Below are 12,796 nucleotides of genomic sequence, written 5' to 3'. Positions count from 1 at the left end.
TGGTTGCTCGCGCAGTTCCCCGCGCCCCTTAGGGGCGCTGCCCGTGGTTCAGGGCGAACCACAGTTCCATGCGTACGTCCGGGTCGTCGAGGTCGGCGTCGAGCAGCGCGGCGCAGCGGGCGACGCGCTGGCGGACGGTGTTGCGGTGCACCGACAGGGCGGCGGCCGTCCGGTCCCAACTGCCGTGCAGGGAGAGCCAGGTGCGCAGCGTCTCGGTCAGGGCCGGGCTCTCGCCGAGCGGGGCGAGCAGCTCGCGCGCGTGCGCGGCGGCCTCGGCGGGCGCGACGAGCGAGGCCAGGCCCGTCTCGCGGTGGCGCACCAGCGGGACGCGGGTCGCCCCGGCCCTGCGCACGGCCCGCGCGGCCTGCGCGTCGGCGGCGGCGAGGGCCTCGACGGCGGCGGGCGCGGAGACGCCGAGGGTCCAGCCGTCCTGCGCGGTGACCTCGCGGTCCGCGGGCAGCAGCAGCCTGGTGACCTCGGGCGCGGCATCCACCAAGGTGCTGCCGAGGGCCGTGGCCAGGGCGGCGGAGGTGGGCGGGGGAGTGCCGGAGCCGCGCTGCACGCGCGCGTGGACCACGGTCCAGCGGTCGGCGCCGAGCAGGGGCGCCACCTCGTGCGGGTCCGCGCCGAGCAGCAGCCGGACGAGGGCGGCGGAGCGCGCGGACTCGGTGGCGCCCTGATGTCCTGCGGTGAGCAGGGCGAGCAGGACGGCGGCGACCTGGGCGATGGTGTGGTCGCCCGGTTCGCGGCGGCGCGTGGCGACGCCGAGGGCCAGGCCCCGCGGCCCGGCGAGCGCGTACGCGGCGAGGTGCGTGGCCCCGGCGGTGTCCGTGCCGGACGCGGGCGCCGGGCGGGGCTCGGCCGGGTGCAGCACGACTCCGGCGAGCCGGTCGAGGGCGGCGAGCGCCGCGTCGCCGGGCGGGGTGCCCGCGCTCTGGGCGGGCGTGCCGTCGGCGGTGTGCAGGGCCGCGTACCCGTCGAGGCGCGTCGCGAGCTGCCGCAGCAGCGCGGGCACCGGGTCGGGCCGTGCGGCGGCCACCGCGAGGCCCTGCTGGGCCCGGGCGACGCGGCGCAGCTCGGTGTGCCTGGCCTCCGCCATGAGCTGCCACACGGCCCGCGCGACCCCGCTGAACGTCGTCTGCGGCGGCACTTCGAGCAGCGGGAGGCCATGCCGGTCACAGGCCTCCACCAGCGCGCGCGGCACGGTGTCGTGCACGGGCGCGACGCCGAAGCCGAGGGCCGCGCCGCCCGCCGTCACGATGCGGGACACGTAGGTGTCCAAGGAGGCGTCGCCGGTGCGCACGTGCACCCCCGCCGTCAGGAGCAGCTCGCCGCCCAGGAGGTACGGGTACGGGTCGGCCATCTCCGAGGTGTGCACCCAGTGGATGTCGGTGCCCGCGGCGTCCGGGCCCGCGATCTGGCGCAGCCCGAGGCCCTCGTGGGCGAGCAGGGCGGCCAGCGGCACGGGCGGGGTGGGCGGGGCCGGGGGCGGCGCGGCCGACGGCGACGGTGACGGGGTGGACTCCGCCATGGTGGACGATCCCTCCATCTGGCCCGGTGAAAGTAGAGGAAACGTACACTTCAGCGATGCTTTCCGGCCACCTAGGGTCGTGCCGACCGAGGGCCGTGGGTACGGGCGGATGTCCCCACGGCCGGTCCTCCGCGGTGCGGTCGCCTCGCCGTCGCGCCGCTGCCAACTGCACGACACGCCACCGAGGTGCGTAAGGAGGCCAGCGCATGGCCGTCGACTACACAGTGATCGTCGTCTATCTCGCCGGGATGCTCGCCATGGGCTGGTGGGGCATGCGCCGCGCCAAGTCCAAGAGCGAGTTCCTCGTCGCGGGCCGCCGCCTCGGGCCGTGGATGTACTCCGGCACGATGGCCGCGATCGTCCTCGGCGGCGCCTCCACCATCGGCGGCGTCGGCCTCGGCTACACGCACGGCCTGTCCGGCGCCTGGATGGTCTTCACCATCGGCCTCGGCCTGCTCGCGCTCTCGGTCTTCTTCTCCGCCCGCATCGCCCGGCTGAAGGTCTACACCGTCTCCGAGATGCTCGACCTGCGCTACGGCGGCCGCGCGGGCGTCCTGTCCGGCGTCGTCATGTGGGGCTACACGCTGATGCTCGCGGTGACCTCCACCATCGCGTACGCCACGATCTTCGACGTCCTCTTCGACGTGAACCGCACGCTCGCCATCGTCATCGGCGGCTCCATCGTCGTCGCGTACTCGACGCTCGGCGGCATGTGGTCGATCACGCTCACGGACATGGTGCAGTTCGTGGTCAAGACGATCGGCGTGCTGCTCCTGCTGCTGCCCATCGCGGTGGTCAAGGCGGGCGGCTTCGGCGAGATGAGGGCCAAGCTGCCGGACGACTACTTCGAACCGTTCGGCGTCGGCGGCGAGACGATCTTCACCTACGTACTGATCTACACCTTCGGCATGCTCATCGGGCAGGACATCTGGCAGCGGGTGTTCACCGCGCGCAGCGACAAGGTCGCCCGCTGGGGCGGCACGGTCGCCGGTACGTACTGCCTCGTCTACGCCCTCGCGGGCGCCGTCATCGGCACCGCCGCGAAGGTCATGTACCCGAACCTGCCCAGCCCCGACTCCGCCTTCGCCACCATCGTGAAGGACGAACTGCCCATGGGCGTGCGGGGGTTGGTGCTGGCCGCCGCGCTCGCCGCCGTGATGTCCACCTCGTCCGGCGCGCTCATCGCCTGCGCGACCGTCGCCAACAACGACATCTGGTCGCGGCTGCGGGGCGCCGCCGGGCAGGGCGACCCGCACGACGAGGTGAGGGGCAACCGCGCCTTCATCCTCGTCATGGGGGTCGCCGTCATCGGTGTCGCCATCGCCCTCAACGACGTCGTCCAGGCGCTGACCGTCGCGTACAACCTGCTGGTCGGCGGGCTCCTCGTGCCGATCATCGGCGGGCTGCTCTGGCGGCGCGGGACCGGGGCGGGCGCCCTTGCCGCCGTCGTCGCGGGCGGGCTCTCCGTGATCGGCCTGATGTGGCACTACGGCATCCTCGCCAACGAGCCCATCTACTACGGGCTCCTGACCTCGCTTGTGGTCTACGTGGCGGTCTCGCTGGCCACGCGGCCCACCGATGCGGGGACGCTCGCGGCTTGGCGTGAACGGGTCGCTGGGCGTGACCCGGAGGTGCCCGTGACGGCCTGACCCCTGGGGGCTCCGCCCCCAGACCCCCGCTCCTCAAACGCCGGAGGGGCTGAAACCCTCGCGTCCGTGGGGCGCACCGTGAGGGTTCACACTGTTTACGTACATTCGTTGCACCAGGAGACACCGACCATGACCACCCCCGAGAACACCACCCCGCGCGGCCCCGTGGACTCCTCGCGGATACCGCGCTACGCGGGCCCCGCGACCTACGCCCGCCTCCCGCGCCTCGACGAGGTCGGCACCGCGGACGTGGCGGTCGTCGGCGTCCCCTTCGACTCGGGCGTGTCGTACCGGCCGGGCGCCCGCTTCGGCGGCAACGCGATCCGGGAGGCGTCCCGCCTCCTGCGCCCGTACAACCCGGCCCAGGACGCGTCGCCGTTCGCGCTCGCCCAGGTCGCCGACGCCGGCGACATCGCGGCGAACCCGTTCAACATCAACGAGGCCGTGGAGACCATCGAGGCCGCCGCCGACGACCTGCTCGGCACCGGCGCCCGGATGATGACCCTCGGCGGCGACCACACCATCGCGCTGCCCCTGCTGCGCTCGGTGGCGAAGAAGCACGGCCCGGTCGCGCTGCTGCACTTCGACGCGCACCTCGACACCTGGGACACCTACTTCGGCGCCGAGTACACGCACGGCACCCCGTTCCGCCGGGCCGTGGAGGAGGGCATCCTCGACACCGAGGCGCTCAGCCACGTCGGCACGCGCGGTCCGCTGTACGGCAAGAAGGACCTCACCGACGACGAGAAGATGGGCTTCGGCATCGTCACCTCGGCGGACATCTACCGCCGCGGCGCCGACGAGGTCGCCGACCAGCTGCGCCAGCGCATCGGCGACCGGCCGCTGTACATCTCCATCGACATCGACTGCCTGGACCCGGCCCACGCCCCGGGCACCGGCACCCCGGAGGCGGGCGGCATGACCTCCCGCGAGCTCCTGGAGATCCTGCGCGGCCTGGCCTCCTGCAACCTGGTCTCCGCCGACGTCGTCGAGGTCGCCCCGGCCTACGACCACGCCGAGATCACCGCCGTGGCCGCGTCGCACACCGCGTACGAACTGACGACGATCATGTCCCGCCAGATCGCGGAGGCCCGCGCCAAGTGACCCACGACCACGACCTGGAACTGAGGCCCACCGCCGCGCAGACCGAGGCCGCCCTGAACCCGCCCGCCGGGCGCAACGGCGGCGACCTCGTCGTCGAGACCCTGTCCGGGCTCGGCGCGTCCACCGTGTTCGGGCTGCCCGGGCAGCACGCCCTCGGCATGTTCGACGCGCTGCGCCGCTCCCGCCTGCGGTACGTCGGCCTTCGGGTGGAGAACAACGCCGGGTTCGCGGCGGACGCCTACGGGCGGGTCACGGGCGAGGTCGCGCCGCTGCTGCTCTCGACGGGGCCCGGCGCGCTGATGTCGCTCGCCGCGCTCCAGGAAGCGGCCGCCGCCAGCGCCCCCGTGCTCGCCATCGGCAGCCAGGTCCCCGTCGCCGGGCTCGGCGGCGGGCGCCACGGCTATCTGCACGAACTGCGCGACCAGCAGGCCTCGTTCCGGGACGTGGTCAAGTCCGTCCACACCGTCCGCACGCAGTCCCAGATCCCGTCCGCGATCGCGGCGGCCTGGGAGTCGGCGCTCACCGCGCCGCACGGCCCGGTGTGGGTGGAGATCCCGCAGGACGTGCTGCTCGCGGAGACTTCGCTGCCGCAGGTCACCGCCGTCGACGCGACCCCGCGCGAACTGGTGCCGCGCCCGGAGCTGACCGCCGTGGCCGCCGATCTGCTGACGCGGGCCGAGCGCCCGGCGATCATCGCGGGCGGCGGGGTCGTCCGCGCCGACGCCTCCGGCAAGCTCCGCGCGCTCGCCGAGAGGCTGGACGCGCCGGTCGTCACCACCTTCGGCGGCAAGGGCGCCTTCCCCTGGGAGCACCCGCTGTCCCTCCAGTCCTGGCTGGAGGACCGGCACACGACCGACCTCCTGGAGGACGCGGACGTCCTGCTCGTGGTCGGCTCCGGGCTCGGCGAACTGTCCTCCAACTACCACACGTTCAAGCCCCGCGGCCGGGTCGTCCAGATCGAGGCCGACCCCGGCAAGCTGGAGTCCAACCACCCGGCGCTCGGCATCCACGCCGACGCCCGGCTCGCCCTGACCGCGCTCCTGGAGACGGTGGGGGAGCGCCGGGACCCGGCGGCGCCCGAGCGGGTCGCGGCCCTGCTCGCGAAGGTCCGCGCCCGCATCGAGGGGCAGGGCCTGACCCTGGAGCAGGAGGTCCTCGCGTCCGTGCGGGCCGCCCTGCCGGACGGCTCGCCGTCGTTCTGGGACATGACGATCCTGGCGTACTGGGCGTGGTCCGCCTTCGACGCGCGGCGCCCCAACACCATGCACTCGGCGCAGGGCGCGGGCGGCCTCGGCTACGGCTTCCCCGCCGCCCTCGGGGCGGCCGCCGCCGACCCCACCCGGCCTGTGCTCGCCGTCTCCGGTGACGGCGGCGCGATGTACTCGATCGCCGAGCTGGCCACCGCGAGGCAGTACGGCCTGAACGTGACCTGGCTGATCGTCGACGACGGCGGCTACGGCATCCTGCGCGAGTACATGGCCGACGCCTTCGGCGAGGCGACGGCGACCGAGCTGACCCGGCCCGACTTCGTCGCGCTCGCCGAGTCCTTCGGGGTGCCGGGCGTACGGACCTCGCCCGAGACGCTCCGGGACGACCTGGCGAAGGCACTCGCCGAGCCGGGCCCGAGCGTGGTCGTGCTGCCCGCGCTCCTGCGCATGTTCGCGCCGACGCACCTCGGCTGAGGACGGCCGGTCCCGTCGGCGGTCGGTTTCGTCACAGTACTGTTCGCCGTACAACCATTCACTCGTGTAGGTGAGTCATGGGATGCGCGTGCGCCGGGGGCGCACGCGTGTACCGACTACGGGGGGAACCTCCATGACTCACCGCATATCCCGGCGTGCCCGCGTGCTGAGCGCCGGTGCGGCCGCCGCCGTCCTCGTGCCGCTCGTGGGGACGGCCGCCGCCACCCCCGCTGCCGCCGCGACGGCCCAGGTCAAGTGCACCTCGGCCCAGCCGGAGCTGGCGAAGAAGCTCACCAAGGACATCACCGCCGCCCTGAAGAACCGCAAGGGCACCATCGCCGTCGGCCTGTACGACAAGGCCACCAAGACGACGTGCACCCTGCGCGGCACGACCTCGTTCGACTCGGCGAGCGTCGTCAAGGTGACCGTCCTCGCCACGCTGCTGTGGGACGCGAAGAAGAACAACCGGTATCTGACCGACCGCGAGTCCAGCCTCGCCAAGGCCATGATCACCAAGTCCGACAACAACGCCACCACCGCGCTGTGGCGCCAGCTCGGCGCGGGCAAGGTCAAGAAGTTCCTGGCCGCCGCGAAGATGACCAAGACCGTGCCCGGCTCCGGCGGCTACTGGGGCCTGACCCGGATCAACGTCAACGACGAGCAGAAGCTGCTCTCGCTGATCACCGCGCCGAACTCCGTGCTCAGCGACAACGCCCGCGCGTATATCCTGAAGCTGATGAACCAGGTCGTCCGCGACCAGCGCTGGGGCACCCCGGCGGGCGCCCCCTCCGGCGTCAAGACCCACGTCAAGAACGGCTGGCTGCCCCGCGCCACGCACGGCTGGCGCGTGCACAGCGTCGGCGCCTTCAAGGGCCGCGGCCACGACTACACGATCTCCGTGCTCACCCACGGCAACGGCTCCATGAACTACGGCGTCGACACCATCCAGCGGGTCGCCAAGGCCATCCACAAGGACCTGACGCCGATCAGCCAGGCCCCGCAGCGCTACGCCCCGACGGACACCCCCAAGGAGGCGGCGGTCCCGGTGCCGCAGGCGTAGCTCCCGGATCCCCACCCACCCGCCCGCCCCCAGCGGCGGGCGGGTGGGGAAAAGCCCGTCCGGCGTTTGAGGACGAGCCGCGGAGCGGCGACGGGCCCGCGCGGCGCAGAGCCCGTCGTTTTGTTGCGGCGGGATGAAATCGGGCCCCCGCCGTGTTGGGCCTCTCGGCAGGTCAGGACGGCGGGAGGAACGCGGTGACGGAGCGGCCGGAGCGGCAGGGCTGGGCGAGACGGCTGTGGGGGTACGCCTGGCGCTACCCCAAGGACGTGGTGCTCGCGCTCGGCTCGTCCCTCGGGGGCATGGCCGTCATGGCCGTGGTCCCGCTGCTCACCAAGGTCGTCATCGACGACGTGATCGGCGACCACAGCCGGTCCATGGGCCCCTGGGCGGGCGCCCTGCTCGGCGCCGCCGCCCTCGTCTACGTCATGACGTACATCCGCCGCTACTACGGCGGCCGCCTCGCCCTCGACGTGCAGCACGACCTGCGCACGGAGATGTACGACACCATCACCGCGCTCGACGGCAGGCGCCAGGGCGAGCTGTCCACCGGGCAGGTCGTGGGGCGCGCCACCAGTGACCTCCAGCTGATCCAGGGCCTGCTGTTCATGCTGCCCATGACCATCGGGAACGTCCTGCTGTTCGCGATGTCCCTGGCGATCATGGCCTGGCTCTCGCTGCCGCTCACCCTCGTCGCGCTCGCCGTCGCGCCCGCCCTGTGGTGGATCGCCCGCCGCAGCCGCACCCGGCTGCACCCGGCGACCTGGTACGCGCAGGCGCAGGCCGCGGCCGTCGCGGGCGTCGTGGACGGGGCCGTCAGCGGCGTGCGCGTGGTGAAGGGCTTCGGGCAGGAGGAGCAGGAGACCGGGAAGCTGCGCGAGGTCGGCCGCAGGCTCTTCGCCGGGCGCCTGCGCACCATCCGGCTCAACTCCCGCTACACGCCCGCCCTCCAGGCCGTGCCCACCCTCGGGCAGGTCGCGATGCTGGCGCTCGGCGGCTGGCTCGCGGTCGAGGGGGAGATCACGCTCGGCACCTTCGTCGCGTTCTCCACCTACCTCGCCCAGCTCGTCGGCCCGGTGCGGATGCTCGCCATGGTCCTGACCGTCGGCCAGCAGGCCCGCGCGGGCGCCGAGCGCGTCCTGGAGCTGATCGACACCCGGCCCGCCATCGCGGACGGCACCAAGGAGCTGCCCGCCGACGCCCCCGCGACCGTCGAGTTCGACGACGTGGCGTTCTCCTACGACGACGAGGGGAAGCCCGTCCTCGACGGGCTCAGCTTCGAGATCCGCGCCGGCGAGACCCTCGCCGTGGTCGGCTCGTCCGGCAGCGGCAAGTCCACCGTCTCGCTGCTGCTTCCCCGCTTCTACGACGTGACGCGCGGCGCCGTCCTCATCGGCGGCCACGACGTGCGCGAGCTGACGCAGGACTCCCTGCGCGCCGCGATCGGCCTCGTGCCCGAGGACTCCTTCCTCTTCTCCGACACCGTGCGCGCCAACATCGCGTACGGACACCCGGAGGCGACGGACGAGGAGATCGAGCGGGCCGCACGCGCCGCCCAGGCGGACCGTTTCATCAGCGAGCTGCCCGACGGCTACGCCACCAAGGTCGGCGAGCACGGGCTCACCCTCTCCGGCGGCCAGCGCCAGCGCGTCGCGCTCGCCCGCGCCATCCTCACCGACCCGCGCCTGCTTGTGCTCGACGACGCCACCTCCGCGGTGGACGCCCGGGTGGAGCACGAGATCCACGAGGCGCTCGCGCAGGTCATGGCGGGCCGGACCACCCTGCTGATCGCGCACCGGCGCTCCACGCTGAATCTCGCCGACCGCATCGCCGTCCTCGACGGCGGCCGCCTCGCCGCCATCGGTACGCACGCCGACCTCGAGCGCACCTCGCCGCTGTACCGGCGCCTGCTCACCGACCCGGACGAGCTCGGCGGCGTCTCGCCCGGCCACACCGTGCCCCGCACGGCACAGGCCCCCGAGGACACCTCCGTACGCGACGAGCTGGACGCCGAGTTCGACGCCGAGCGCGGCATCACGCCGCGCCTATGGACGGGCGACCGCGAGCCCAAGGACGCCGCCCTCGCCGGGGCCCCGGCCACGCCCGAGCTGCTCGCGCAGGTCGACGCCCTGCCGCCCGCCGTCGACACGCCGGACATCGACGAGGCACGGGCCGTCGCCCCCGAGGAGGCCTACGGCCTGCGCCGGCTCCTGCGCGGCTTCGGCCTCCCGCTGCTGCTCAGCCTGGCGCTCGTCGCCGTGGACGCGGGCATGGGCCTGCTCCTTCCCGTCCTCATCCGGCACGGCATCGACGAGGGCGTCTCGCAGACCGCGCTCGGCGCGGTGTGGGCCGCATCGGGGCTCGCGCTCGCCGCCGTCGCCGTGCAGTGGCTGGCGCAGACCGGCGAGATGCGGATGACGGGCCGCACCGGCGAACGCGTCCTGTACTCGCTGCGGCTGAAGATCTTCGCGCAGCTCCAGCGCCTCGGGCTCGACTACTACGAGCGGGAGCTGACCGGGCGCATCATGACCCGGATGACGACGGACGTGGACGCCCTGTCCACGTTCCTGCAGACCGGGCTCGTCACCGCGTTCGTCTCCGTCGTCACCTTCTTCGGCATCATGGCCGCCCTGCTCGTGATCGACCTCCAGCTGGCGCTCGTCGTCTTCGCGACGCTCCCGCCGCTCGTCGTCGGCACCTTCTTCTTCCGCAGGTCGAGCGTGAAGGCGTACGAACTGGCGCGTGAGCGCGTGTCCGTGGTCAACGCCGACCTCCAGGAGACCGTGGCCGGGCTGCGGATCGTGCAGGCGTTCCGGCGCGAGCGGACCGGCGGCGCCCGGTTCGCGGCCCGCAGCGACGACTACCGCCGGGCGCGGGTGCGCGGCCAGTGGCTGATCTCGGTGTACTTCCCGTTCGTGCAGCTGCTGTCCTCGGTCGCGGTCGTCGCCGTCCTGATCGTGGGCGCGCACCGCGTGGACGCGGGCACCCTGACGACCGGCGCCCTCGTCGCCTATCTGCTCTACATCGACCTGTTCTTCGCCCCCGTGCAGCAGCTGTCCCAGGTCTTCGACGGCTACCAGCAGGCCACCGTGTCGCTCGGCCGCATCCAGGAGCTGCTGCGCGAGCCGACCTCGACGAAGGCCCCGGACGAGCCGCTCGACGTGCTGTCCCTGCGCGGCGAGATCGCCTTCGAGGAGGTCGAGTTCGCCTACTCCGGCGAGGCGGACGCGGCGGCCGACGGCACCGCCGCCGCGGCGGAGACCGCGCTCAGCGGCATCGACCTGCGCATCCCCGCGGGCCAGACCGTCGCCTTCGTCGGCGAGACCGGCGCGGGCAAGTCCACCCTGGTCAAGCTCGTCGCCCGGTTCTACGACCCCACGGGCGGCCGCGTCACCGTCGACGGCACCGATCTGCGGGCCCTCGACCTGACCGCGTACCGGCACCGGCTCGGCGTCGTGCCGCAGGAGGCGTACCTGTTCGCGGGCACCCTGCGCGACGCCATCGCCTACGGCCGCCCCGACGCCACCGACGCGGCGGTCGAGGCGGCGGCCCGCGCGGTCGGTGCGCACGACATGATCGCCACGCTCGACGGCGGCTATCTGCACGAGGTGGCCGAGCGCGGCCGCAACCTGTCGGCGGGGCAGCGCCAGCTCATCGCCCTGGCCCGCGCGGAGCTGGTCGACCCCGACATCCTGCTCCTCGACGAGGCCACCGCGGCGCTCGACCTCGCCACCGAGGCCCAGGTCAACCTGGCCACCGACCGCATCGCGGGCAAGCGCACCACGCTGGTGGTGGCCCACCGCCTGACCACGGCAGCCCGCGCGGACCGCGTGATCGTGATGGACCACGGCCGGGTCGCGGAGGACGGCACCCACGACGAACTGCTCGCCCGCGACGGCCAGTACGCGAAGCTGTGGCGCACGTTCGTGGGGGAGCCGGTCGAGGCCTGAGCCCGGCCCTCCCGGGCCGTTACGCTGCCGTCCGGTCGAGCGCGATGACCTCGACCTCGATCAGCCAGTCGGGCTGCGCGAGCGAGACGACCTCGACGAGGGTGTCGGCGGGGTAGGGCTCGGCCAGGAACTCCTCGCGCAGCGTGATGGTGTGCGGCAGGTTCTCCGCCATGCCGCGCACGAAGATGCCCACCTTCACCACGTCGGCGAAGGTCAGCCCCGCGGCCTCCAGGACCCGCGCCACGTTGCGGAACGCCTGCCTGCCCTGGGCGAGGAAGCCGCCCTCAACGGTGGTCCCGTCCTCGTCGAAGCCCGCCTGGCCCGACACGTACACGAACCCGCCGGCCTTCACGGCCTGCGAGATCCGGTACGACGCGTACCAGTCCGGCGTGGTGGCGACCTTCTCGATGCGGGCCCCGGCGGCGGTGCTCCGGTCGTTCGACATGGCTCTCCCCTTTGCTCGACGGGTCCGGCGGACGGGCCCGATGTCGGCGTTACGAAACGTTCCGTAACGTGAGTGAAAGCTAGAGCGACCCCGGGCCTCTTGTCAAAACGAAACGTAACGTCACGCCTGGGGTAGGGTGGCGGCATGCCCCCTGAGCCCAGCAGCGAACGACGCAGCGAACGCGCCCGCCGAGCGGTCCTGGACGCGGTCTACGAGCTGGCGACGAGCAAGGGCTACGCGAAGCTGACCATCGAGGCCATCGCCTCCCGGGCCGGTGTCGGAAAGCCCACGATCTACCGCTGGTGGTCCTGCAAGGGCGCGGTGGCGCTCGACGCCCTGGACGAACGGCTCGGCGCGGCGTCGGACCTCCCCGACACCGGGGACGTCGCGGCCGACCTCGCCGCCCAGATCACCTCGGTGACGGCCATGCTCACCGGCGACCTCGGCCGGGTCTACCGCGGCATCATCGGCGAGGCCCAGAGCGACCCCGAGCTGATGGAGACCGTCCGCGAGATCATCGTCGACCCGCGCGTCCGCGTGTGCCGGGAGCGGCTCGACCGGGCCGTCGCCGCCGGACAGCTCCGCGCCGACGTGCCCACGGCCGTCATGGTCGACCTCTTCTACGCGCCGGTGTACTACCGCTTCCTCATGGGGTTCGACGACGCGGACGTCGAGCGGAGCGGGGACCTCGTGCGGGAGGTCCTGCGCGGTCTCAGTACTTCGACTTGATGTCGGTGATCGTGCGGGTCGCCAGATCGGACTGGACCGACAGATAGGTGTACGTGCGCTCGGCGCCGGTGCCCCAGGTCAGGCGCACCGTCGAGGTCGTCTTGCCCATGCCGCTGTCGCCCGCCGTCACGCGCCAGGCGCTCGGCACGTGCTGCGCGCGCAGCACGCCGTCGGCGTCGTGGCGCCGCTCCCAGTCGAGCAGCCGCCCGCGCAGGTCGGCCGTCAGATAGAAGGTGCGCAGGGCGGCGGCGGCCTTGTTGGAGCCGGGGTCGTTCGCCACGTCGACGTAGGCGCCGTAGAAGTGGGCGACCCGCTCGTAGGCGGGGCCCGGGCTGCCGCTGCGGGCGGGCGCCTTGCCCGGCTCGGCGGCGGGCGCGGCGGCCGGTGCGCCGGTCTCGGGCGTCGCGGAGGCCGCGGACGGCACGGCGGCCACGGAGGCGAGGAGGGCGGCGGCGACGAGCAGGCGGGGACTGCGGGGGCCGGAGCCGCGGCGTAACGGTCGTGTCGGGGTCATCGGGGTCATCGGAGTCCTGCCTTTCACGCTCTGATCCCTTCGACCACGGGTGGCTAAGGGAAGTTGTGTCAAACCTGGAAAATGGCAGGGACCATTCCGCAACCGTCGGATGGTTGTCCGGCGTCCGTACGTCCG

Annotated in this window: 9 protein-coding genes; 6 read left to right on the top strand and 3 right to left on the bottom strand. The window is 73.2% G+C overall.

Features of this window, described 5'->3' with window-relative positions; all coding sequences use genetic code 11:
* Positions 1 to 28: 28 nt before the first annotated feature.
* Positions 29 to 1,531, bottom strand: a complete 1,503-nt coding sequence (locus CP982_RS16470) for a PucR family transcriptional regulator (RefSeq protein WP_150511238.1) — start codon at positions 1,529 to 1,531, stop codon at positions 29 to 31.
* A gap of 206 nt (positions 1,532 to 1,737) precedes the next feature.
* Between CP982_RS16470 and CP982_RS16465 the strand changes: the two genes are divergently transcribed.
* The 5 genes from CP982_RS16465 (at position 1,738) to CP982_RS16445 (ending at position 10,973) form a co-directional block, all read left to right on the top strand.
* On the top strand, positions 1,738 to 3,180 hold the full coding sequence (locus CP982_RS16465) for a sodium:solute symporter family protein (RefSeq protein WP_150511237.1): 1,443 nt from the start codon (positions 1,738 to 1,740) through the stop codon (positions 3,178 to 3,180).
* 129 nt (positions 3,181 to 3,309) lie between these two features.
* Positions 3,310 to 4,284 (top strand): agmatinase, encoded by a 975-nt coding sequence (speB, locus tag CP982_RS16460; protein WP_150511236.1) that lies wholly within the window; start codon positions 3,310 to 3,312, stop codon positions 4,282 to 4,284.
* Complete coding sequence (locus CP982_RS16455; RefSeq protein WP_150511235.1) at positions 4,281 to 5,966, top strand: thiamine pyrophosphate-binding protein; 1,686 nt, start codon at positions 4,281 to 4,283, stop codon at positions 5,964 to 5,966. Before speB ends, CP982_RS16455 begins: the two co-directional genes overlap by 4 nt.
* Positions 5,967 to 6,099: 133 nt before the next feature.
* The gene (locus CP982_RS16450; RefSeq protein ID WP_150511234.1) at positions 6,100 to 7,026 is read left to right on the top strand and encodes a serine hydrolase; all 927 of its coding nucleotides are present in this window, start codon (positions 6,100 to 6,102) and stop codon (positions 7,024 to 7,026) included.
* Between the two features lie 194 nt (positions 7,027 to 7,220).
* Positions 7,221 to 10,973, top strand: a complete 3,753-nt coding sequence (locus tag CP982_RS16445; RefSeq protein WP_150511233.1) for an ABC transporter ATP-binding protein — start codon at positions 7,221 to 7,223, stop codon at positions 10,971 to 10,973.
* Positions 10,974 to 10,992: 19 nt separating this feature from the next.
* Here CP982_RS16445 and CP982_RS16440 read toward each other — a convergent pair whose 3' ends face one another.
* Positions 10,993 to 11,418: a RidA family protein gene (locus CP982_RS16440; RefSeq protein ID WP_150511232.1), complete on the bottom strand. Its 426-nt coding sequence runs from the start codon at positions 11,416 to 11,418 to the stop codon at positions 10,993 to 10,995.
* 144 nt (positions 11,419 to 11,562) lie between these two features.
* On the opposite strand from CP982_RS16440, the gene CP982_RS16435 reads away from it, so the two are divergent.
* The gene (locus tag CP982_RS16435) at positions 11,563 to 12,147 is read left to right on the top strand and encodes a TetR/AcrR family transcriptional regulator (RefSeq protein ID WP_150511231.1); all 585 of its coding nucleotides are present in this window, start codon (positions 11,563 to 11,565) and stop codon (positions 12,145 to 12,147) included.
* Here the strand turns inward: CP982_RS16435 and CP982_RS16430 are convergent.
* A complete protein-coding gene (locus tag CP982_RS16430) occupies positions 12,131 to 12,661 on the bottom strand; it encodes a hypothetical protein (RefSeq protein ID WP_150511230.1) in 531 nt (176 codons plus the stop codon). The genes CP982_RS16435 and CP982_RS16430 overlap by 17 nt on opposite strands.
* Positions 12,662 to 12,796: the final 135 nt, after the last annotated feature.

It is taken from the genome of Streptomyces spectabilis (assembly GCF_008704795.1).
GTDB classification, from domain to species: domain Bacteria; phylum Actinomycetota; class Actinomycetes; order Streptomycetales; family Streptomycetaceae; genus Streptomyces; species Streptomyces spectabilis.
This window is presented reverse-complemented; position numbering and strand designations above follow the sequence as displayed.

Excerpts from the sequence above, each read along its gene's own strand:
- CP982_RS16435 (WP_150511231.1), top strand. The coding sequence starts at position 11,563 with ATGCCCCCTGAGCCCAGCAGCGAACGACGCAGCGAACGCGCCCGCCGA.
- CP982_RS16430 (WP_150511230.1), bottom strand. The coding sequence starts at position 12,661 with ATGACCCCGACACGACCGTTACGCCGCGGCTCCGGCCCCCGCAGTCCC.
- CP982_RS16440 (WP_150511232.1), bottom strand. The coding sequence starts at position 11,418 with ATGTCGAACGACCGGAGCACCGCCGCCGGGGCCCGCATCGAGAAGGTC.
- speB (WP_150511236.1), top strand. The coding sequence starts at position 3,310 with ATGACCACCCCCGAGAACACCACCCCGCGCGGCCCCGTGGACTCCTCG.
- CP982_RS16465 (WP_150511237.1), top strand. The coding sequence starts at position 1,738 with ATGGCCGTCGACTACACAGTGATCGTCGTCTATCTCGCCGGGATGCTC.
- CP982_RS16470 (WP_150511238.1), bottom strand. The coding sequence starts at position 1,531 with ATGGCGGAGTCCACCCCGTCACCGTCGCCGTCGGCCGCGCCGCCCCCG.
- CP982_RS16450 (WP_150511234.1), top strand. The coding sequence starts at position 6,100 with ATGACTCACCGCATATCCCGGCGTGCCCGCGTGCTGAGCGCCGGTGCG.